Raw genomic sequence first — 21496 nt, forward strand, 5'->3', positions numbered from 1 at the left:
ATCAAGGCGACAAGTCCGGCAGTGCCACCTGGCGGTTTGTCCTCTGGGGCGTGCCGGTCGTGATGAGCGGTCCTCTCAGGCTGTAGGGTTGGCTGGCGCTAGGACGTGATAGTCCCTTGGTCGCGCGAAAACGCTTGCTACACAAGGGGGTTGCCCGTGGCGGACTCGTTTGTGCACCTGCACGTGCACACCGAGTACTCGATGCTCGACGGCGCGGCCAAGGTCGCCCCGCTGTTCGAGGAGGCGGGCCGGCTCGGCATGACGGCGGTCGGCATGAGCGACCACGGCAACATGTACGGCTCCGACGAGTTCTACCAAACGGCGATGAAGACCGGCATCAAGCCGATCATCGGCATCGAGGCCTACCTCGCGCCGCACAACCGCCTGCACAAGAAGCCGGTCGCCTGGGGCGACCCGGGCCAGCGCAGCGACGACATCTCCGGTGCGGGTGCCTACACCCACATGACGATGTGGGCGCGCAACGCGGACGGCCTGCGGAACCTCTTCCGGCTGCACACCGAGGCCAGCAAGACCGGCTACTACTACAAGCCCCGCATGGACCGCGAGCTCGTCGCGGAGCACGCGAGCGGCATCATCGCGACGACCGGCTGCCCGTCCGGCGAGGTCCAGACCCGGCTGCGGCTCGGGCAGGTCGACGAGGCGTTCAAGGCCGCGGCCGACTACCAGGAGATCTTCGGCAAGGAGAACTTCTTCCTCGAGCTGATGGACCACGGCCTCGAGATCGAGACCAGGGTCCGCGAGGGCCTGCTGGAGATCAGCAAGAAGCTCGGCATCCCGCCGCTCGCGACCAACGACAGCCACTACGTCACCAAGGACCAGGCGGACACGCACTCGGCGTTGCTCTGCGTGCAGTCCGGCAAGATGCTCACGGACCCGAACAGGTTCAAGTTCGACGGCGACGGTTACTACCTGAAGTCTGCCGAGGACATGCGGCAGATCTGGAAGGACCTGCCGGAGGCGTGCGACAACACGCTGCTCGTCGCGGAGATGGTCGAGTCCTACGACGACATCTGGAGCATCAAGGACCGGATCCCGAACTTCGAGGTCCCCGAGGGCGAGGACCAGGCGTCCTGGTTCCGCAAGGAGATCCGGCGCGGCCTGGAGTGGCGGTTCCGCGACTCGTCCGTGCCCGAGGAGTACATCAAGCGCTGCGACTACGAGGCCCAGGTCATCATCGACAAGGGCTTCCCGGCGTACTTCCTCATCGTCGCCGACCTGATCAACTACGCGCGCAGCGTCGGCATCCGCGTCGGCCCCGGCCGTGGTTCCGCCGCAGGTGCCGCCGTGTCGTGGGCGATGGGCATCACGAACATCGACCCGATCCCGCACGGCCTGCTGTTCGAGCGGTTCCTGAACCCCGAGCGCACCGCCATGCCCGACATCGACATCGACTTCGACGACCGTCGTCGAGGCGAGATGATCCGGTACGCGAGCGAGAAGTACGGCGCCGACAAGGTCGCCCAGGTGATCACGTTCGGCACCATCAAGACCAAGGCCGCGCTGAAGGACTCCGCGCGCGTGCACCACGGTCAGCCGGGCTTCGCGATCGCCGACAAGATCTCCAAGGCGCTGCCGCCGCCGATCATGGCGAAGGACATCCCGCTCAACGGCATCGTCAACAAGAGCCACCCGCGCTACGGCGAGGCGGCCGAGGTCCGGTCGCTGCTCGAGACCGACGTGCAGGTGAAGGAGATCTTCGACACCGCGCTCGGGCTCGAGGGCCTGATCCGCAACGCCGGTGTGCACGCGTGTGCGGTCATCATGTCGAAGGACCCGCTCACCGACTCCATCCCGCTCTGGTACCGCGACGACGGCTCGTTCATCACCGGCTGGGACTACCCGTCGTGCGAGAACATCGGCCTGCTGAAGATGGACTTCCTCGGGCTGCGCAACCTCACGGTCATGGGCGACGCCGTCGACAACATCGAGGCGAACCGCGGCAAGGACGCGGTGCCGGACTTCGACAAGCTCCCGATGGACGACCCGGAGACGTACGCGCTGCTCGGCCGCGGTGACACGCTCGGCGTGTTCCAGCTGGACGGTGGCCCGATGCGCGACCTGCTGCGCCGCATGCAGCCGACGACGTTCGAGGACATCGTCGCGGTCGGCGCGCTGTACCGCCCCGGCCCGATGGGTGTGAACGCGCACAACGACTACGCGGACCGCAAGAACGGCCGTCAGGAAGTCAAGCCGATCCACCCGCAGCTCGCCGAGCCGCTCAAGGAGATCCTCGGCGAGACGCACGGTCTGATCGTCTACCAAGAGCAGATCATGTTCATCGCCCAGGAGGTCGCCGGCTACTCCATGGGGCGCGCGGACGTGCTCCGCAAGGCCATGGGCAAGAAGAAGGCCGAGGTCCTCGCGAAGGAGTTCGAGGGCTTCCAGGCGGGTATGCGGGCCGACCCGCGCGGCTTCTCCGACGAGGCGATCCAGGCGCTGTGGGACACGATCCTCCCGTTCGCCGGCTACGCGTTCAACAAGTCGCACGCCGCCGCGTACGGCCTGATCTCGTACTGGACCGCGTACCTCAAGGCGAACTTCCGCGCCGAGTACATGGCCGCGCTGCTCACCTCCGTCGGTGACAACAAGGACAAGTCCGCGGTCTACCTCGCGGAGTGCCGCCGCCTCGGCATCAAGGTACTGCCGCCGGACGTCAACGAGTCGGCGCTGCGCTTCGGTGCGGTCGGCACGGACATCCGCTTCGGCATGGGCGCGATCCGCAACGTCGGCGCGAACGTCGTCGAGTCGATCATCAAGTCCCGCCGGGAGAAGGGCGCCTACACGTCCTTCACGGACTTCATGGACAAGTCCGAACTGGTCGCCTGCAACAAGCGCGTGATCGAGTCGCTGATCAAGGCGGGCGCGTTCGACTCGTTCGGCAACCCGAGGCTGTCGTTGATCCAGGTGCACGAGGACGCGGTCGACGCGGTCGTGCCGATCAAGCGCAAGGAAGCCGAAGGCCAGTTCGACCTCTTCGGCGGCGACAGCGCGGACGACCAGGACGACAGCACGTCCCCGTTGGCGCACCTCAAGTTCGGCACCGAGGAGTACCCGCGCAAGCAGATGCTCAGCCTCGAGAAGGAGATGCTGGGCCTCTACGTCTCCTCGCACCCCCTCGACGGTGCCGAGCGGATCCTGCGCAAGTTCGCGCCGCGCCCGATCGCCGTCGTGCTCGACGACCCGCCCAAGGAAGGCGAACTGATCGTCTCGGGCATGATCTCGTCGATCGAGCGCCGGGTGAACAAGAACGGCCTGCCGTGGGCGATCACGGTCATCGAGGACCTGGACGCGTCCATCGAGGTGCTGTTCTTCCCGAAGTCGTACGAGGTGCTGCGCGACGACCTCGAACTCGACTCCGCCGTCTGCGTCAAGGGCCGGGTGAACTGGCGCGAGGACAAGATGGCGATCTTCGGTGACGGGGTCGTGCCGCTCGACATCAGCGACGCGGAGGCGAACCCCGGCGCCGACCCGCCCCTCGTCCTCGGCCTGCACACCAAGACGTTGACGCCCGAGCTGATCGAAGAGCTCAAGATGGTGTTCAAGTCGCACGAGGGGCAGGTCGCCGTGCACCTGGAGGTGCAGAAGCGCGACAAGTCGAAGCAGATGCTGGTGGTGGACAACTTCCGGGTCAGCACGACGCCGTCGCTCTTCGGTGACCTCAAGACGATCCGAGGCATCACGATCCACCGCTAGAGATCGAGGACCAGGTCGGTCTCCGGGCGCGCGCAGCAGATCAGCGCGTGGCCGGAGGCCGGTGCTTCCAACGGTTCCGGGTCGTTCGTGACCGTGCCGGACAGCACCGGGGTCACGCACGTGTGGCAGACGCCGGTGCGGCACGACCAGCGGGTCGGGACGTCGCACGCCTCGGCGAGGTCGAGGATCGACTCGTCGTCGCGGGCCGCCGCCGTGAGGCCGCTGCGGGCGAACGTGATCTTCGGACCGGTGCCTGCGCGTGAAGGTTGGTGCGGCGTAACGGTCTTGACGTCAGTCAGGCCGGGATTGACGGCGGTGCGCGCGCCGAACAGTTCAGAGTGGATGCGTGCCGGGGCGAAGCCGAGACCGACGAGGGCCTCGCGCATGTCGTCCATGAAAGCGTTGGGGCCGCACAGGTACGCGCTCGCCGTGGTGGGCAGGCCGACCAGATCGCGTTGCGTCAGCCGACCTTCTTCCGAGAACCGGACGACCGTCCGCGTCGGCCCGAGTTCCCGCACCTCGGCGGCGAAGGCGTGGTCCGCTGCCCGAGTCATGTGCACCCACCACACCTCGCGGTCCGTCCCCTTGAGCGCGTGCAGCATCGCCAGCACCGGCGTGACCCCGACCCCCGCCGACAGCAGCACGACCGGTTCGTCGCCGGGCTCCAGCACGAACTCCCCGCGCGGCGCCGCCACGTCCAGCACGTCACCGGGTTTCACGTTGTCGTGCAACCAACTGCTGACCACGCCGTCGCGTTTGACGCTGATCCGGTACGAGTCCGACGAGAGCGAATAGCTCCGCACCCCACCAGGTACCCGCACCGTCAGGTACTGGCCGGGCAACGCGCGCGGCAGGTCGTCACCGGCGAGGTGGAACGACGTGATGGACGGGCTCTCCGGCACGACAGCCTCGACCCGCAACGACCGAAACCCGGCCCAGCCAACGGGTTCCGGTTCCGGCGGCGTCAGCAGGTCGCGGAACGAGCCCTGCCAGCCGGGGCTCAAAGCAGGGATGTCGACGGCCTTGAGCAGGGTCTCGCGGTCCTTGCCCGGCAGGTACAGCAACGCGTCGATCGCCGCGACGCTCAGCGCGTGCCGCCCGACGCGGGTGCGCACGATCTCGTCGCCCGCCTGCACCTCGCCCTCGGTGATCACCCGCAGGTAGAAGCCGGGACGACCGTGCGCGACCATCAACGACGGCATGCGCGGCTCGTCCAGCCGCATGCCGACGCGGTAGCAGGTGACGCGCGGCTGGGTGACCTCGAACTCGGCGCCGCCGATGCGGAACCGGTCGCCCACGTGCACCTCGGTGTCGGCCAGGCCGTCGACGGTGAAGTTCTCGCCGAACTGGCCGTACTCGAACGTCCGGCCCAGCTCGGACTTCCAGTGCTCGTAGGACTCCCGCTGGTAGACGAGCACCGCGCGGTTCTCGCCGCCGTGCCCGCCGAGGTCGCCCTGGCCGTCGCCGTCGACGTTGAGCCTGCGGACCATCCGCGGCCCGTCGACCGGCTGCTTGAAGATTCCGGTGTGGACGGTCTTGTCGTGCCAGGAGACGTCCTCGGGCAGGCCGACGTTCAACGACAGCAGACGGGCCATCAGCGTTCTCCTCGCGTGCGCTGGTAGTGGCGGCGGGCCTTCATCCTGTTGCCGCACACCGCCATCGAGCACCAGCGGGCGGAGTTCGGCTTGCTGTGGTCGATCAGGAAGAGGCGGCAGTCGGGGTTCGCGCACGGCCGCAGCCGTCCGGGACTGGACACCCGCAACGCGTCCCAGGCGAGCACGGCTCGAGCGGCCGTCGTTCGTCCCTCGGGCAGGTCGAGCTGCCACACGAGACCGGACGGGTCGACGCCCGCCCGTTGCCGCACGCCCTCGACGAACGGCGCCAGCGCGGCCGTTCCCTCGGTGCCGCGGACCACCGCCTGCAACGCGTCCCGTGCGGACACGAGAGCGCGCAGCTCGTCCTTCGACGACGGCTGGTCGTGCGCCGTCAGCCAGCCGGGGCCGTCCTCCGCGAGCAGGTCGTGCTGCCCGTCGTCCAGCACGGGTGTGGTGTTCAGCAGGTCGAGCAGCAGGACCTCGTCCATCCCTAACCTCCAAAGTGACCCTTGACAGGTTATAGGACGACCTGTCTAACTATCAACCGTCATTTAAAAGGTTAGGAGATGGTCATGGGTCTGTCGTGGCAGCAAGGGCCGTTGGGGGCGAAGGCCGTGGGGCGGTTCCTCACGCCGGAACCGTTGCCGGAGCGGCTGTTGTGGGCCGAACCGCTGCGTCGCCGGATGCGCGTCAAGCACGCGGGGGAGTGGGTCGCCGACAGCGAGGACGTCGTGCTGCTGCACGAACCCGGCCGTTACCCGGTCGCGTACTTCCCGCGCGATGACGTGACGGGCCTCGAAGAAGAGACACGCACGACGAACCACCGCGACTTCGGCGCCACCAAGTGGTTCGCGGTGGGGACGGCGAAGCACGCGGCGTGGCAGCACGTCGACCTGCCCGAGCACGCCGAGGTCCTGCGGGACCGCGTTGCTTTCGCCTGGCGCGCAATGGAAGCGTTCTACGAGGAGGACGAACGGATCGTCGGGCACGCGGCCGACCCGTACCACCGCATCGACATCCGCCAGACCTCGCGGCACCTCGTCGTGCGTGACGGCGACCGGGTCGTCGCGGACACGAAGAGGCCGCTGGCGTTGTACGAATCGGGCTTCGCCACGCGCTGGTACGTGCCGCGCGACGACATCGACGCGGACGCGTTGCAGCACGTCGAAGGCGAAACCTTCTGCCCCTACAAGGGTTTGGCGAGCTACTACGACATCGGTGACCGCAAGCGCGCCGCCTGGTCGTACCCGGACGCGTGGGCCGAGGTGGCCCCGATCTCGAACTGGGTCTCGTTCGAACCCGACGTCGTCGACGTGTGGCTCGACGACCGCAAGCTGACCCTGGAACCAGGGCAAACCGTTGTGCCGCACGGCATCGACCGCGGCCTCACCCCGGAAGAGATCGAGGGACTGCGATGAAGGTACTGGTCATCGGACGCGACAGCGGCATCGCCGGCGCGGTGGCCGCGAAGGTGCGGGAGGCCGGCGGCACCGTCGTGCAGGCCGGGCGCAACCAGGACGAGCACGTCGACCTGACCGACGAGAGCAGCGTCGCGGCCCTCGCCGAGCGGATCGGCGCCGTCGACCACGTCGTGTCGACCGCCTCGGCGAGGGCCCGCGGCACCGTCGCCGACCTCGACCGCGACGCCGTGCGGACGTCGTTCGACGTCAAGGTCATCGGCCCGATCCTGCTGGCCAGGCACTTCGCCCCGCGCATGCCCGCCACCGGGTCGTTCGTCCTCTTCTCCGGCGCCTCCGCCCGCAAGGTCATGCCGGGCATGCTCGCCGTCGGCGCCACCAACGCCGCCGTGGACGCCATCACCCGAAGTCTCGCGGTCGAACTCGCGCCCATCCGCGTCAACGCGATCTCGCCCGGCACGATCGACACCGGCGCGTACGACGGTCTCGGTGCGCAAAAGGCGGTGTTGTTCGCGGCCCGCGAAGCCACCAGCCCGGCCGGTCGCGTCGGGCAGGCCGACGAGATCGCCGACGCCGTGTTCTTCGCGCTCACCAACAAGTTCATGACCGGTGTCTCGCTCGGTGTCGACGGTGGAGAGGTGCTGGTCTGAGATGGACTACCGGATCGAGGTCGTGACCATCCCCGTCGCCGACGTGGACAAAGCGATCACCTTCTACACGAAAATGGCCGGATTCGAGTTGGACGTCGACTATCGGCCGAATGACCAATTCCGCGTCGTGCAACTCACCCCGCCCGGTTCGGGGTGTTCCATCCAGTTCGGCACGGGTCTCGGGAACTACCTCGTGGTGAGTGACATCGAGGCCGCGCACCGAGAGATGGCAGGTCGCGGCGTGACCGTGGGACCGTTGCGGCACAAGGCGGGCATGCCCGACTGGCAGGGCGGGTACGTGCCCGGCGTCGACCCCGCACGACGCAACTACGCGAGCTTCTTCGACTTCACCGACCTCGACGGCAACCTGTGGACGGTCCAGGAACGAGGCGCGCTCGCGAAATAGTGGCGAGGGTCGAGTAAACGGGGTTAACTGGGTGAGGTGACGACACTCACCCGGTTGCCCGCCGACTACGTCCAGAACCCGCACGAGGTGCACGACCTGTTGCGCGCCGAGGGACCGGTGCGGGAAGTCATCCTGCCGCACGGTCTCAAGGCCTGGCTCGTCACCCGCTACGACGAGGCGAAGACCGCCCTCACCGATCCCAGGATCAGCAAGGACATCCAGACCGGTGGCCACCTGATGGCCAAGCACGCCACCCAGGCGCACGTGCGCCGCGAGGTCGAGCCCACGCTCGCCGTCCACATGCTCAACCTGGACCCGCCCCACCACACCCGCCTGCGCAAGCTCGTGACCAAGGCCTTCACCGCCCGCCGCGTCGAGCTGATGCGCCCGCGCGTGGAGGAGATCTCGGCCGAACTGATCGCGAAGCTGAACGACGGCGACGAGGTCGACCTGCTGGAGGTGTTCGCGTTCCCGCTGCCCATCACGGTGATCTGTGAGCTGCTCGGGATCCCGATCGACAACCGCGACGACTTCCGCGAGTGGTCCAACCAGCTGCTTTCGTTCGGCACGCCCGAGCAGGTCCAGGCCGCGGCGGCCGCGATGGCGGGCTTCCTGTTCCAGCACGTCACGGCGATCGCCGAGGCCGAGCCGAACGACACGTTCTTCTCCGCCCTCGTGCACGCGGACGACTCCGGTGACCAGTTGAACACCGAAGAGCTGATCTCGATGGCGTTCCTGCTGCTCGTGGCGGGCCACGAGACGACGGTGAACCTCATCGGCAACGCCGTGTTCGCGTTGCTGAAGGACCCGGAACAGCTGCAGATCCTCAAGGACCGCCCGGAGCTGATCCCGGCGAGCACCGAGGAGTTCCTGCGGCTGGAAGGGCCGATCAACGTCGCGACCTTCCGCTACACCAAGGAATCCGTCGAACTCGGCGGCGTCACCGTGCCCGCCGACGAGATCCTCATGGTGTCGCTGATCGCCGCGAACCGCGACCCGCAGCGCTACGAGAACGCCGACCAGCTCGACGTGACGCGGTCCGCGCAGGGCCACGTGGCGTTCGGGCACGGCATCCACTTCTGCCTCGGCGCGCCGCTGGCCCGGCTGGAGTTCGACGTGGCGTTGACGCAGTTGCTGGCGCGGTTCCCGAACCTGACGCTCGCGGCCGAGCCGGAGACGCTGGGGTGGCGGGACAGCACGCTGATCCGCGGCCTGCACACCCTGCCGGTGCGCCTCGCCTAATGTCGGGCGCGTGGACGACCTGCTGAAGCTCGACCAGGCGCACGTCTGGCACCCGTACGGCCCGATGCCGGGCACCCAGGAACCGCTGCTCGTCGCGGAGGCCTCGGGTGTCCGGCTGACCCTCGCGGACGGCCGCGAACTGGTCGACGGCATGTCGTCGTGGTGGGCGGCCATCCACGGCTACCGCCACCCGGTGCTGGACGCGGCCGTCACGGCGCAGCTCGGCCGGATGAGCCACGTGATGTTCGGCGGCCTCACGCACGAGCCCGCCATCAGGTTGTGCGAGAAGCTCGTGGAGATCACCCCCTCGGAGCTCCAGCACGTGTTCCTGTGCGACTCGGGCTCGGTGTCGGTCGAGGTCGCCGTGAAGATGTGCCTCCAGTACTGGCGTTCGCAGAACCGGCCGGAGAAGCGCCGGCTGCTGACGTGGCGCGGCGGCTACCACGGCGACACGTTCACCCCGATGTCCGTGTGCGATCCCGATGGCGGGATGCATTCGCTGTGGAGTGGAATCCTGCCGCAGCAGGTGTTCGCCGACGAACCGCCGGCCGAGATGGACACCGCGTACGTCCAGCACCTCGCCGATCTCATCGAAGAACACGCTCATGAACTGGCCGCGATCATCGTGGAGCCGGTCGTGCAGGGTGCCGGGGGCATGAGGTTCCACGACCCGCGCTACCTGCACGTGCTGCGTGAGCTCGCGTACACACACGACGTGCTGTTGGTGTTCGACGAGATCGCCACGGGCTTCGGGCGCACCGGGGAGCTGTTCGCCGCCGACCACGCGAACGTCAGCCCGGACGTCATGTGCCTCGGCAAGTCGCTGACCGGCGGTTATATGACCATGGCCGCTACGTTGTGCACGTCCCGGGTGGCGGACGGGATCAGCAAGGGCGAGGTGCCGGTGCTCGCGCACGGGCCGACGTTCATGGGCAACCCGCTGGCGTCCGCGGTGTCGCTGGCGTCGATCGACCTGCTGCTGTCGCAGGACTGGAAGCGCGAGGTCTCGCGCATCGAGGCCGGTCTCCAGCGCGGACTAGCGCCCGCACGCGTGTTGCCGTCCGTGAAAGACGTGCGCGTGCTGGGCGCTATCGGTGTCGTGCAGCTGCATGAGCCCGTGGACATGGCACGGGCGACGAAGGCCGCTGTGGACGCTGGAGTGTGGCTGCGGCCGTTCCGCGACCTGATCTACACGATGCCGCCGTTCATCAGCACGGACGACGACATCGCGGCGATCTGTCAGGGCGTGATCGCGGCGGCGAGCTGAGTGTCGGTCGGCTCGACCATGAACTCGCCGTTCGGCAGCACCACGACGGGGATCTGCTTGCGGCCGGAGATCTCGATCGCCTTGTCGCGCGCGGCGTCGTCGTGCTCGACGTCGACGTAGGTGAACGGCACGTTGTTGCGGGTCAGCCACGACTTGGCCCGGCGGCAGTCGCCACACCATTCGGCGCCGTACATCACGATCGGTTCGTCGGTCATGCCCTCACGGTAGGTGACGTTCTAGGGTGGGGCCCTGTGAGCGTGCTGGTGATCACCGGAACCGGGACCGAGGTCGGCAAGACCGCCGTGACCGCGGGCATCGCGGCTTTGGCCAGGGCAGAAGGCAGACGGGTCGCGGTGCTGAAGCCCGCGCAGACCGGCCTGCTGCCCGGCGAGCCGGGCGACGTGGCGGAGGTGGCGCGGCTCGCGGGCGACGTGACGACCCGTGAGCTGGCGAGATACCCCGACCCGTTGGCTCCGGCCACCGCGGCCAGACGCGCGGGCATGGCGACCGTGCACCCGAAGGACGTCGCCGCGGCCGTGACGGAGCTCGACGAGACCCACGACCTGGTGCTCGTCGAGGGCGCGGGCGGGCTGCTCGTGCGGTTCGACGAGGGCGGCTCGACCCTGGCCGACATCGCGTGGGCGGTGAACGCGCCGGTCCTGATCGTGGCGCAGGCGGGGCTCGGCACGTTGAACACGACCGCTCTGACGGCCGAGGCGTTGCAACGGCGTGGGCTCGAGGCGATCGGCGTGGTGGTCGGCAGCTGGCCGCTGCACCCGGACCTCGCGTCGCTCACCAACCTGGCCGATCTGCCCGAGGCGGCGGGCGCGCCGTTGCTCGGCGCGCTGCCCCAGGGTGTGACGAAGCTCGGTTCTGTGGATTTCCTAGGCGTCGCCAAGAGATCGTTTTCACCGTGGTTCGGCGGGGCGTTCGACCCGGACACGTTCGCGGCTCAGTTCGCGGTCCAGTGACCTACGTCGCTCCACGATGAAGGATTCAGTGCGGCATAGTGCACGCCAGGCCACAGGAGGAGGAGAGACCGTGACCGCAGCTCCGGAACAGATCGACGTGCTCGACGAGGCTCGTGAGCAGGTGCTCGAACGAGGTGTCGGACTGTCGGAGGAGCAGGTCCTCAAGGTCCTCGAACTACCTGAGGACCGGATCCCCGAGCTCCTGGCCCTCGCGCACGAGGTCCGCGAACGCTGGTGCGGCCCCGAGGTCGAGGTCGAGGGCATCGTGTCGCTCAAGACCGGCGGATGCCCCGAGGACTGCCACTTCTGCTCGCAGTCGGGCCAGTTCCCGTCGCCCGTGCGGTCGGCGTGGCTCGACATCCCGGGCCTGGTCCGCGCGGCCCGGCAGACCCGCGACACCGGTGCGACCGAGTTCTGCATCGTCGCGGCCGTGCGCGGCCCGGACAAGCGGCTGCTCTCGCAGGTGCGCGACGGCATCAAGGCCATCCGCGCGGACGGCAACGACATCCAGATCGCCTGCTCGCTGGGCATGCTCACGCAGGAGCAGGTCGACGAGCTCGTGGCGATGGGCGTGCACCGCTACAACCACAACCTCGAGACGGCCCGCTCGCACTTCCCGGAGGTCGTGACCACGCACTCCTGGGAGGAGCGCTGGGACACGCTGCGGATGATCCGCGACGCCGGCATGGAGGTCTGCTGCGGCGGCATCATCGGCATGGGGGAGACGCTGGCGCAGCGCGCGGAGTTCGCGGTGCAGCTCGCGGAGCTGGAGCCGGACGAGGTGCCGCTCAACTTCCTCATCCCGAACCCCGGCACGCCGTACGAGAACTACCCGGTCGTCGAGGGCGCCGAGGCGTTGCGCACGGTCGGCGCGTTCCGGCTCGCCCTGCCGCGCACGATCCTGCGGTTCGCGGGCGGTCGTGAGCTGACGTTCGGCGACCTGGGCGCGAAGCAGGGCATGCTCGGCGGCATCAACGCGATCATCGTCGGCAACTACCTGACGAACCTCGGTCGTCCGGCGCAGCAGGACCTCGACATGCTCACGGAGCTGTCCATGCCCATCAAGGCGCTGAGCCAGACTCTGTGATGATTGCTCTCGTGTACTGCTCTTTCTGCGGCAAAGAGGAAGCTGACGGCGACCACGCGTTCTGCCGTCAGCGGCTGTCCCTGATCGACCCGCCGCGGTACTGCGCGGAGTGCGCGCGCCGCATGGTCGTTCAGGTGACGCCCGATGGGTGGACGGCGCGGTGCAGCCGTCATGGAGAGACCGTTTCGTCGCGGTAGTAACCTCTCGCGAATGGACGAGAAAGCAGCGCCGGTGCGCATCGAACCCGTGCCGGAGCCGCCGTACGTCTACCACTACTACCTCCGGCCACGGCCGAAGGTGGTGGTGAAGCGGGACCTGCTGCCGGGCGTGGTCGTGGCGCTCACGACGTTCGCGTTCGGGCTGCCCGCCGCGTACCTGTGGTCGTGGCTGGCGCCGGCGCAGCTCAAGATCGTCTCGGCGCAGGACGGCAAGTTCTACCCGATCGGGCTGGAGAGCTACCACCGGCTCGACGCGCTGATGGTGTTCGTGATGATCGGCCTCGGCGCCGGTGTGATCACCGGGATCGCCACGTGGCTGCTGCGGCAGCGACGCGGTCCGGTCGCGATGCTCGGGATGACCGTCGGCGCGTTCGGTGCCGGGTGGTTCATGCAGTTCCTGGGCACGTCGCTCGCCGCCGGCGCGTACCCGCTGCCCGCGTCGATCAAGGCCAACGACACGTTGCTCATCGCGCCGACTTTGGAGACGTGGTGGGGGATCCTGGCGTGGCCTCTGGGCGCCGCGCTGGCGTACGGGTGTTGTGCGGCCTGGAACGGCCTGGACGACTTGGGACGACGCCTCGGGTGAGCTCCGAGACGTCGTCCGCTTGACTGCCTATCCCACTCGGTAGGCGAAGTCCGGCATGTCGGTGACGAACATCTGACCGGGCGCGTGCGTGATCGCGAACGGCGGCTTGGACTTCATCAGCACCGCCTGCGGAGTGACCCCGCAGGCCCAGAACACCGGCACGTCACCGGGTTCCGGCTCGACCGCATCCCCGAAGTCCGGCGTGTGGACGTCGTCGATGCCGAGCATCCTGGGGTCTCCAGCGCCGACCGGAGCCCCGTGCACCGACGGCATGAGCGCGGTGACCTTGTGCGCGATGTCGACGAGCGACTCCGGAATCCAGCGCATCGACACGACCATCGGGCCGTGCAGCCGTCCCGCGGGCCGGCACTGGATGTCCGTGACGAACATCGAGACGTTGCGCTTCTGCTCGACGTGCCGCAACGGGACACCGGCGTTCGTCAGCGCCGTCTCGAACGTGAAGCTGCACCCGATCAGGAACGTCACCAGGTCGTCGCGCCAGAACGGCGTGGCGTCCTCTGGTTCCGCCACCAGCTCACCGTTCTCCCAGATCCGGTAGCGCGGCGCGTGCGTGCGGACGTCGGCGTCCTGCTTGAGCGCGCTGACCGTCTCGCCGGCGTCCAGCACGTCGAGCACCGGGCACGGCTTGGGGTTGCGGTGGGTGAAGAGGAGGAAGTCGTAGGCCCAGTCCCGCGGAATCGCGATCAGGTTGGCCTGCGCCTGCCCCGGCGCCTGTCCCGCGGTCGTCATTCGAGCTCCTTGTTGACGGTCTCCGGCAACCAGATGAGGGCGACGACACCGATGCCGTACGCGGCCGCCCCGAACAGCATCGCGCCACCGATGCCCATCTTGTCGGCCATGAATCCGACGAGCCCGGGGAACACCGCGCCGAACGCGCGCCCGAGGTTGTACGTGAAGCCCTGCCCCGTTCCCCGCAGGTGGGTCGGGTAGAGCTCGCTCAGGTAACTCCCGAACCCGCTGAAGATCGCGGACATGCAGAACCCGAGCGGGAACCCGAGGAACATGACCAACGTGTTGGCGCCGTTGGGAATCTGCGTGTACGCGACGATCAGCAACGCGCTGGCGATCGCGAAGAGCGTGAAGGTCTTCTTGCGCCCCAGGTAATCCGTGAGGTAGCCGCCGCACACGTACCCGATCCACGCGCCCGTGATCAGGAACGCCAGGTACGCGCCCGTGCCGATGATCGTGAGGCCGCGCCCGGTCTGCAGGAACGCCGGCAACCACAGGGCGAGCGTGTAGTAGCCGCCCTGCACACCGGTGGCGAGCAGCGAGGCGAACAGCGTGGTCTTGAGGATCGGCCCCTGGAAGATCTTCGCGAACGTGCCGCGCTGCTTGGGCTGAGCCTGGGTCTCCGGAGCGTCCTCGACGTTGCGGCGCACGTAGAAGATGAGGATCGCGGGCAGCGCACCGGTCCAGAACATGATCCGCCAGCTGATCGCCGGATCGGCCACCGACGCGACGATCGTGTTGATGACGACCGCGAGCCCCCAGCCGACCGCCCAGGCGCTCTGGATGAACGCCACCGTGCGCCCGCGGTACTTCGGCTTGCAGTACTCGGCCACGAGGATCGCCCCGGCCGCCCACTCGCCACCGAACCCGAGCCCCTGCAACGCCCGGAACACCAGCAACGTCTCGTAGTTGGTCGCGAACCCGCACAACACCGTGAAGAACGCGTACGCCGCCACCGTGATGACCAGCGTCTTGGAACGGCCGAACCGGTCGGCCATGATGCCCGCCACCGCGCCACCGATGGCGCTCATGAGCAGCGTGCTCGTGCCCAGCAGACCGGCCTCGGCCTTGGTGAGACCGAAGTAGCCGGTGATGGCGACCAGGCTCAACGGCAGGACCCAGTAGTCGTACGAGTCCAGCCCGTAGCCGCCGAACGCGCCGATGAACGCGCGCTTGCCCTTCTGGCCGAGACTGCGGAACCAGGCGAAACGGCCTGTTTCCTCGGTCGTGGACGTGCTCATGGGACACCTCGCAGCGTGGTGGAGGAGTGGTCGAGTGTGATGTGGACCTCAGGGTAAGGATTGTTCAACAATCCCACAAGGCCACAATCCAACGATCCAACGATCGGCGCCCTACTGCTCGGCTTCTTGGCGTCCACGGGTGCGGCTCAACGGGCTGGGGCGCGGCTCAACAAACCGCGCGAATCAGGCGTTCAGTGGGCAACGACCAGCGAGGAGGACCGCCATCGTCACCTCAGCCGACGGCACCACGATCAACCACACCACCACGGGCGCCGGCGAGCCGCTCGTGATCATCCCGGGCCCGATGGAGCGTGCGAGCGAGTTCGAGAAGCTCGCCAACGCCCTGGGGGAGCACCACACCGTCCACGTCCTCGACCGCAGAGGCCGGGGCGACAGCGGTCCGGTCAGACCGGGTCACGGCCTGAGAACCGAGGTCGAGGACGTCAAGGCCGTGTTGGCCGCGACCGGCGCCAGACGCCTGCTGGGCGTGAGCACCGGAGCGTTGATCGCCCTCGAAACCGCCCTGCGCACACCGGATGTCACCAGGGTGATCGCCTACGAACCCCCGATCGGCGCCCATCAGCGCAAGGCCAAGGTCATCGCCCGCTTCGAAAGGGAAATCACCGAAGGCAGGACGGAAGACGCTGCGGTCACCCTCATCAAGGGCCTGGAGATAGGCCCGCGGGTGATTCGCCGGATCCCGCGCGTCCTCTTCACCGCGATGCTGCGCAGGAGCGACGACGAGGAGAAGCAGGAAATGGCCGAGATCCTGCCGAGCCTGAGCCAGGACCTTCGGCTGGCCCGCGAGGCGAGTGAGAACCCAGGGCGTTTCAGGGCGCTCAGGCAGGAGGTGGTGCTCGTGGGCGGCGCGAAGTCCCCGGACTACCTGACCGAAGGCCTGTACCTGCTGGCAGACCTGCTGCCGCACGCCGAGAAAGTGCTCGTGGAGGAAGCCCATCACCTCTCGCCGAGCGCCTACCCGCACCACGTGTTGCCGGCGTTCGAGAGCTTTCTGCACGACTAGTTCGGACTCGGCACGTGCCCGAACTCCGTCAACGGCACCGGAACCGCCTTCAAAGCGCTGAGAATCCCGGTCTCCCGATGCAACATCTTGCGCACCAGCCGCAACCGCCGAGCAGGCGACCGTTCCTCCAGCAGCCGTTGCCGATCCTCGACCGGCAACAAACAATCCGCCGCCAGCAAATACGACAGCGCCCCCAAAGACACGTCGTCCGAAGGCGCCGACCAGTCCTCCTGATGCCAGGCCGCCCCGCAGTACCGCTCATGCGCCGCCCGAGCCCCGCGCTCCAACAGCGGCACGACCTCCAAGGCCGCCTCGGGCACGGCCGCGTCGTCGAGGTAGTCCACGTGCGCCAGCAGGTACGGCGCGGTGGTCGTGTCCACGTCGAGCAGCCGGAACCGGCGCACCCCGCGCGTCACGATGTCGAAGCGACCCTCGGGCAACGGCCGGGCGTCGAGCAGGTCGGCCGAGCAGCCGATGTCCTTCAGGGAGCGGACGTTGTCGGCGCCCACCTCCCAGCCCTCCTTGATGCACACGACACCGAACGTGCGCCCGAACAGCGTGCCCGTCATCAGGTCCACGACGAGCTGCCGGTAGCGGGGTTCGAAGATGTGCAACGGCAAGGACGCGCCGGGCAGCAGCACGGTGCCCAGGGGGAACAACGGAAGCGTCTCTGCCACGCGTGCAACGTTACGTGCTGGCACCTCCGCCTGCTGGACGGCCGGATCCCGGCGGCCTCAGCACGGCGAACGGATCGGTGACTTTGATTCCCTTGGCGCTGAACCGGAACAGCGCGGCCGGGCGGCCTCCTGACGGGCCGGGGGGAGCGGTGCCACCCGTCGGTTCCAGCAACAACCGCCGGGACAGCACCCGTTGCAGGTTCGTCGCGGACACCCGGTAGCCCAGCGCGGCCGAGTAGTGGTCGCGCAGCAGCGAGATCGTGAACTCCGGCGGCGCCAACGCGAAACCGATGTTCGTGTACGACAGCTTCGAGCCGAGCCTGTGCCGCGCTCGATGCACGATCAACGCGTGGTCGAACGCCATCGCGGGCAACTTCTCGACGCAGTGCCAGGAAGTGTCCGAAGGGACCTCGGGATCGACGTCCGAGGGCACCAGCCCGAGGAACGCGGTCGCCACGACGCGCGGTCCGGGGACGCGGTCCGGGGCGCTGAAGACGGCCAGCTGCTCGACGTGTGACAACTGTCGCACGTCGACTTTTTCCGCCAGCTGACGACGGATGGAGGACTCGACGTCCTCGTCCACCCGCAGCTCCCCGCCCGGCAACGACCAGCGGTGAGCGTGTGGTTCCCGAGCGCGCTCCCACAGCATGACCTGGAGTGACGCACCTCTCACCCGCAACACAGCGGCCAGAACTTCGTGCCCCACACCTGCCACCTGGCTGATACTATCGGCCACGTTTTCGACCAATAGGCGAAAACCCCGGATCGAGGAGGCAGTGATGGTCGCTACCGCAACCGTGGAGCGAACCGCGTCAGGCGTGTACGGCGGAGTCGAGCCGAACGCGGCGTGGCGGGACGAGGTGTTGCGCCTCGCGAAGGAACGCGACGCCGTCATCCTGGCGCACAACTACCAGCTGCCCGAGATCCAGGACATCGCGCACCACACCGGCGACTCCCTGGCGCTCAGCCGCATCGCCGCGCAGTCCGACGCGCAGACCATCATCTTCTGCGGCGTGCACTTCATGGCGGAGACCGCGAAGATCCTCGCCCCGCAGAAGACCGTGCTGATCCCGGACGAGCGCGCGGGCTGCTCGCTCGCCGACTCGATCACCGGTGAGCAGCTGCGCGAGTGGAAGGCGCAGCACCCCGGCGCCGTCGTCGTGTCGTACGTGAACACCACGGCCGAGGTGAAGGCCGAGACCGACATCTGCTGCACGTCCTCGAACGCCGTCGACGTCGTCGCGTCGATCCCGGCCGACCGCGAGGTGCTGTTCTGCCCGGACCAGTTCCTGGGCGCGCACGTCAAGCGCGAGACCGGCCGCGAGAACCTGCACATCTGGGCGGGCGAGTGCCACGTCCACGCCGGCATCAACGGCCCTGAGCTGGCCGAACGCGCCGCCGCGAACCCCGAGGCCGACCTGTTCATCCACCCGGAGTGCGGGTGCGCGACGTCGGCGCTCTACCTGAGCGGCGAGGGCATCGTCCCGGCGGAGAAGGTCAAGATCCTCTCGACCGGCGACATGATCAGCGCCGCCCGCAGCACCAAGGCCACCAAGGTGCTCGTCGCGACCGAGGTCGGCATGCTGCACCAGCTGCGCAAGGCCGCCCCGGAGATCGACTTTCGCGCCGTGAACGACCGCGCGTCGTGCACCTACATGAAGATGATCACGCCGGCCGCGCTGCTGCGGTGCGTGCGGGACGGCCTGGACGAGGTGCACGTGGACCTGGAGACCGCCAAACGCGCCCAGGGCGCCGTGCAGCGCATGATCGAGATCGGCCAGCCCGGCGGCGGTGAGTGATGGCCGCGCGCTGGGAGGCGCGAGCCGACCTGATCGTGGTCGGCACCGGCGTGGCGGGTCTCACCGCCGCGCTGCGGGCTCGTGAGCTGGGACTTCGGGTCCTGGTCGTCACGAAGGCCGCGGGCGACGACGGCAACACGCGCTGGGCTCAGGGCGGCGTCGCGGTCGTCATGGAGGACCAGCACGACCCCGGTGACTCGGTCGCGAAGCACATCGAGGACACGCTGACGGCGGGCGCGGGCCTCTGCGACGACGCGGCCGTGGCGGCCATCATCACCGACGGCCCCGCGGCTGTGGCTCGGTTGCGCGAACGCGGTGCCGTGTTCGACGCCAAGCCCGATGGCCTGCTCGAACGCACCCGCGAGGGCGGCCACAGCGCTTTCCGCGTCGTGCACGCGGGCGGCGACGCCACCGGCGCCGAGGTCGAGCGCGCGTTGCTCAAGGCCACTGTGGACGGACGGGTTCCCCTGCTGGAGAACCACATCGCGGTCGACGCGGTCAAGACGCCGCTCGGTGCCGTGGCCGGACTCCTGGTGCTGGACGGCAACGGCGTGCCCGGTGTGCTCACCGCACCGGCCGTGCTGCTCGCGACCGGCGGCCTCGGTCAGATGTACCAGGCGACCTCGAACCCTTCCGTGGCAACGGGAGACGGCCTCGCGCTGGCTCTGCGGGCCGGCGCGCTGGCCGCGGACGTCGAGTTCATCCAGTTCCACCCGACCGTCCTCTACACGGGCCGGGGCGCGCGGGGCAGGTGCCCGCTCGTCACCGAGGCCGTGCGCGGCGAGGGTGCCGTGCTGGTCGACGCGACCGGCGCCCGCGTGATGAAGGGCGTGCACCCGCTCGAGGACCTGGCCCCGCGCGACGTCGTGGCGGCCGCGATCACCCGGCACATGGCGTCTGAACCCGGCGGCGTCGACGACCACGTCTTCCTGGACGCGACGGCGTTGCACGACATGGCGACCCGCTTCCCGACCGTCTACTCGGCGTGCGTCTCGGTCGGCGTGGACCCGGCGAAGGACCCGATCCCGGTGGCCCCGGCAGCACACTTCGCCTGTGGTGGCGTGGTGTCCACCGTCGACGGCCGCACCGGCGTCACGGGCCTGTACGCGGTGGGCGAGGTCGCCCGCACCGGCCTGCACGGCGCGAACCGCCTGGCCTCCAACAGCCTGCTGGAAGGCCTGGTCTGCGGCACCCGTGCCGCGGAAACCGTCGCCGCGGACCTCGCGATCGGCCTGATCGCACCCACCCGCACCGTGGACCCGGCCCTCCCGACGGCCCCGGTCGCGGACCGCGACATGCTCCAACGCGTGATGTCCCGCTACGCCGCCATCGGCCGCGACGCCGAGGGCCTGGCCGTGGTCGGCTCGGTGCTCGACGTGTCCACTGTGGACAAGCAGCTGGAGTCCCGCGAACTGGTCGAGGACGCCGCCCTCACGACGGCCGCCCGCGCCCTGATCGCCGCCGCGCAACAACGCACCGAGTCGCGCGGCTGCCACGTCCGCACCGACTACACCGAGCGTTCGCAGTCGTGGCAACGCAGTCAGCTGGTCCGACTCACCCCGACCGGCCAGCCGGTGCTGGCCGATCCCGTTCTCGCAGAGGGTGTCGCATGACCATCGACTGGGACGACGCGAACCGGGTCATCCAGCTCGCGCTGGAGGAGGACCTCCGCTACGGCCTGGACGCCACGACACTCGCGACGGTGCCCGAGAAGTCCGTCGCCACCGCCGAGATCACCCCGCGCTCGGCGGGCGTGCTCTGCGGCGTTTCCGTCGCACGCACGGCATTCCAGCGCTACCTGCCCGAAATCGAGATCCTATCCGAGGCGACCGACGGCGACAAGGCCGTGCCGGGCGAACCCGCCCTCGTCCTGACGGGCCCGACCCGAGGCCTGCTCACCGTCGAACGCACCGCCCTGAACCTGATCTGCCACCTGTCCGGCATCGCCACGCAGACGGCCCGCTGGGTCAGCGCGATCGAGGGCACCGGCGCAGCCGTCCGCGACTCCCGCAAAACGTTGCCAGGCCTGCGTTTGCTCCAGAAGTACGCGGTGCGGGCAGGCGGCGGCGTGAACCACCGCATGGGCCTCGGCGACGCGATCCTCATCAAGGACAACCACGTCGCCGCGGCGGGTTCGGTGGGCGCCGCCATCCGCGCCGCCCGAGCCCACGCCCCGGAACTGCTGATGGAGGTCGAGGTAGACAGCCTGGAGCAGCTCGACGAGGCGTTGGCCGAGGGCGCGGAACTGGTGCTGCTGGACAACTTCACGCCCGAGCAGTGCGCCCAGGCCGTAGCCCGACGCCCTGCCGGCGTGCAGCTGGAGGCGTCCGGCGGACTCACGCTGGACGTGGCCCGCGCGTACGCCGAAACGGGTGTGGACTACCTCGCGGTGGGCGGCCTGACGCACTCCAGCCCGTCACTCGACCTCGGCATGGACCTGCGCTAGCGGCGGCTGGTACCGCTCCACACCCACGCCACGGGCGCCGGGGAAGTTCTGCACCCGGCGCCAGTCGGCGGTCTGCGACCCGACCCCGCCAGTGCCGCCCAACGCGTCGACGTGGTCCTCCGCGCTGACCCACTCCGCGTAGTTGATCACCTGGCGACCATCCGCACGGATGTGGAACGCAGCGGAAATCCCACCGGGGTGCGGATTCGGCTCACTGGCGAGCGCCACGAACACGGAGTCGACCCACGCCCGTGCGGTGGCCTCGTCGTCGGTCTCGATCGTCACGAGCACAACGCAGCCGACGGTCTTGCCGGACCCCGGCCCGCTCATGCGGTACAGCTGGTAGCCGTCGACATCGGTGCGGCCGCGGACGAACGAGGGCAACTCGGGAAGTGTCATGACCCC

General features: G+C 68.7%; 22 protein-coding genes. 14 read left to right on the plus strand and 8 right to left on the minus strand.

Translation table 11 applies throughout. The annotated features are described in order from the left end of the window. The first annotated feature begins 201 nt into the window (after window positions 1-201). Complete coding sequence (dnaE, locus tag JNUCC0626_RS43250) at window positions 202-3714, plus strand: DNA polymerase III subunit alpha (RefSeq protein WP_394622230.1); 3513 nt, start codon at window positions 202-204, stop codon at window positions 3712-3714. On the opposite strand, the gene JNUCC0626_RS43255 is transcribed toward dnaE, so the two are convergent. Next, entirely contained in the window at window positions 3711-5309 is a 1599-nt protein-coding gene (locus JNUCC0626_RS43255) for an MOSC domain-containing protein (protein WP_394616413.1), read from the minus strand. The two genes, dnaE and JNUCC0626_RS43255, sit on opposite strands and share 4 nt — an antisense overlap. Next, entirely contained in the window at window positions 5309-5797 is a 489-nt protein-coding gene (locus tag JNUCC0626_RS43260) for a CGNR zinc finger domain-containing protein (protein WP_394616414.1), read from the minus strand. Before JNUCC0626_RS43260 ends, JNUCC0626_RS43255 begins: the two co-directional genes overlap by 1 nt. Before the next feature lie 84 nt (window positions 5798-5881). Between JNUCC0626_RS43260 and JNUCC0626_RS43265 the strand changes: the two genes are divergently transcribed. From JNUCC0626_RS43265 to JNUCC0626_RS43285, 5 genes are all read left to right on the plus strand, one after another. Next, window positions 5882-6727: a DUF427 domain-containing protein gene (locus JNUCC0626_RS43265; RefSeq protein ID WP_394616415.1), complete on the plus strand. Its 846-nt coding sequence runs from the start codon at window positions 5882-5884 to the stop codon at window positions 6725-6727. Continuing rightward, the gene (locus tag JNUCC0626_RS43270; RefSeq protein WP_394616416.1) at window positions 6724-7377 is read left to right on the plus strand and encodes an SDR family oxidoreductase; all 654 of its coding nucleotides are present in this window, start codon (window positions 6724-6726) and stop codon (window positions 7375-7377) included. Before JNUCC0626_RS43265 ends, JNUCC0626_RS43270 begins: the two co-directional genes overlap by 4 nt. A gap of 1 nt (window position 7378) precedes the next feature. Then, window positions 7379-7783: a VOC family protein gene (locus JNUCC0626_RS43275; protein ID WP_394616417.1), complete on the plus strand. Its 405-nt coding sequence runs from the start codon at window positions 7379-7381 to the stop codon at window positions 7781-7783. A gap of 36 nt (window positions 7784-7819) precedes the next feature. Beyond that, complete coding sequence (locus JNUCC0626_RS43280) at window positions 7820-9025, plus strand: cytochrome P450 family protein (RefSeq protein WP_394616418.1); 1206 nt, start codon at window positions 7820-7822, stop codon at window positions 9023-9025. Window positions 9026-9089: 64 nt separating this feature from the next. Continuing rightward, on the plus strand, window positions 9090-10292 hold the full coding sequence (locus JNUCC0626_RS43285; RefSeq protein WP_394622231.1) for an adenosylmethionine--8-amino-7-oxononanoate transaminase: 1203 nt from the start codon (window positions 9090-9092) through the stop codon (window positions 10290-10292). Here the strand turns inward: JNUCC0626_RS43285 and JNUCC0626_RS43290 are convergent. Then, complete coding sequence (locus JNUCC0626_RS43290; protein WP_285638933.1) at window positions 10265-10507, minus strand: glutaredoxin family protein; 243 nt, start codon at window positions 10505-10507, stop codon at window positions 10265-10267. The two genes, JNUCC0626_RS43285 and JNUCC0626_RS43290, sit on opposite strands and share 28 nt — an antisense overlap. A gap of 36 nt (window positions 10508-10543) precedes the next feature. Here JNUCC0626_RS43290 and bioD point away from each other — a divergent pair, with 36 nt between their 5' ends. The 4 genes from bioD to JNUCC0626_RS43310 all read left to right on the plus strand — a co-directional run bounded on the left by bioD (window position 10544) and on the right by JNUCC0626_RS43310 (window position 13154). Next, window positions 10544-11263, plus strand: a complete 720-nt coding sequence (gene bioD, locus JNUCC0626_RS43295) for a dethiobiotin synthase (protein WP_394616419.1) — start codon at window positions 10544-10546, stop codon at window positions 11261-11263. A gap of 70 nt (window positions 11264-11333) precedes the next feature. Then, window positions 11334-12350 carry a biotin synthase BioB gene (gene bioB, locus JNUCC0626_RS43300; protein WP_394616420.1) on the plus strand — a complete coding sequence of 339 codons (1017 nt, stop codon included), beginning with the start codon at window positions 11334-11336 and terminating at the stop codon, window positions 12348-12350. Next, entirely contained in the window at window positions 12350-12547 is a 198-nt protein-coding gene (locus JNUCC0626_RS43305; RefSeq protein WP_394616421.1) for a hypothetical protein, read from the plus strand. The genes bioB and JNUCC0626_RS43305 overlap by 1 nt, the downstream gene beginning before the upstream one ends. A 13-nt stretch (window positions 12548-12560) precedes the next feature. Further along, the gene (locus tag JNUCC0626_RS43310; RefSeq protein ID WP_394616422.1) at window positions 12561-13154 is read left to right on the plus strand and encodes a DUF2567 domain-containing protein; all 594 of its coding nucleotides are present in this window, start codon (window positions 12561-12563) and stop codon (window positions 13152-13154) included. A 27-nt stretch (window positions 13155-13181) separates the two neighbouring features. Here the strand turns inward: JNUCC0626_RS43310 and JNUCC0626_RS43315 are convergent, their stop codons facing one another. Both JNUCC0626_RS43315 and JNUCC0626_RS43320 read right to left on the minus strand, forming a co-directional pair. Further along, window positions 13182-13904, minus strand: a complete 723-nt coding sequence (locus JNUCC0626_RS43315) for a putative hydro-lyase (RefSeq protein ID WP_394616423.1) — start codon at window positions 13902-13904, stop codon at window positions 13182-13184. After that, on the minus strand, window positions 13901-15145 hold the full coding sequence (locus JNUCC0626_RS43320) for an MFS transporter (RefSeq protein ID WP_394616424.1): 1245 nt from the start codon (window positions 15143-15145) through the stop codon (window positions 13901-13903). The genes JNUCC0626_RS43315 and JNUCC0626_RS43320 overlap by 4 nt, the downstream gene beginning before the upstream one ends. 286 nt (window positions 15146-15431) lie before the next feature. Between JNUCC0626_RS43320 and JNUCC0626_RS43325 the strand changes: the two genes are divergently transcribed. After that, the gene (locus tag JNUCC0626_RS43325; RefSeq protein WP_394616425.1) at window positions 15432-16169 is read left to right on the plus strand and encodes an alpha/beta fold hydrolase; all 738 of its coding nucleotides are present in this window, start codon (window positions 15432-15434) and stop codon (window positions 16167-16169) included. On the opposite strand, the gene JNUCC0626_RS43330 is transcribed toward JNUCC0626_RS43325, so the two are convergent. Next, the gene (locus tag JNUCC0626_RS43330; RefSeq protein WP_394616426.1) at window positions 16166-16846 is read right to left on the minus strand and encodes an LON peptidase substrate-binding domain-containing protein; all 681 of its coding nucleotides are present in this window, start codon (window positions 16844-16846) and stop codon (window positions 16166-16168) included. The genes JNUCC0626_RS43325 and JNUCC0626_RS43330 overlap by 4 nt on opposite strands. Window positions 16847-16856: 10 nt before the next feature. Next, window positions 16857-17552, minus strand: coding sequence for an NUDIX hydrolase (locus JNUCC0626_RS43335; protein ID WP_394616427.1), 696 nt, complete (start codon window positions 17550-17552; stop codon window positions 16857-16859). Between the two features lie 73 nt (window positions 17553-17625). Here JNUCC0626_RS43335 and nadA point away from each other — a divergent pair, with 73 nt between their 5' ends. From nadA to nadC, 3 genes are read left to right on the plus strand one after another with little or no spacing between them, the layout of a single operon-like run. Further along, complete coding sequence (gene nadA, locus JNUCC0626_RS43340) at window positions 17626-18645, plus strand: quinolinate synthase NadA (protein WP_382439863.1); 1020 nt, start codon at window positions 17626-17628, stop codon at window positions 18643-18645. Further along, window positions 18645-20258 carry an L-aspartate oxidase gene (locus JNUCC0626_RS43345; protein WP_394616428.1) on the plus strand — a complete coding sequence of 538 codons (1614 nt, stop codon included), beginning with the start codon at window positions 18645-18647 and terminating at the stop codon, window positions 20256-20258. Before nadA ends, JNUCC0626_RS43345 begins: the two co-directional genes overlap by 1 nt. Next, window positions 20255-21091, plus strand: a complete 837-nt coding sequence (nadC, locus tag JNUCC0626_RS43350) for a carboxylating nicotinate-nucleotide diphosphorylase (RefSeq protein ID WP_394616429.1) — start codon at window positions 20255-20257, stop codon at window positions 21089-21091. The genes JNUCC0626_RS43345 and nadC overlap by 4 nt, the downstream gene beginning before the upstream one ends. On the opposite strand, the gene JNUCC0626_RS43355 is transcribed toward nadC, so the two are convergent. Then, window positions 21062-21490 (minus strand): hypothetical protein, encoded by a 429-nt coding sequence (locus tag JNUCC0626_RS43355; RefSeq protein WP_394616430.1) that lies wholly within the window; start codon window positions 21488-21490, stop codon window positions 21062-21064. The two genes, nadC and JNUCC0626_RS43355, sit on opposite strands and share 30 nt — an antisense overlap. Between the last annotated feature and the right edge of the window lie 6 nt (window positions 21491-21496).

This window comes from Lentzea sp. JNUCC 0626, assembly GCF_043632865.1.
In the GTDB taxonomy this organism is placed as follows: Bacteria; Actinomycetota; Actinomycetes; order Mycobacteriales; family Pseudonocardiaceae; genus Lentzea.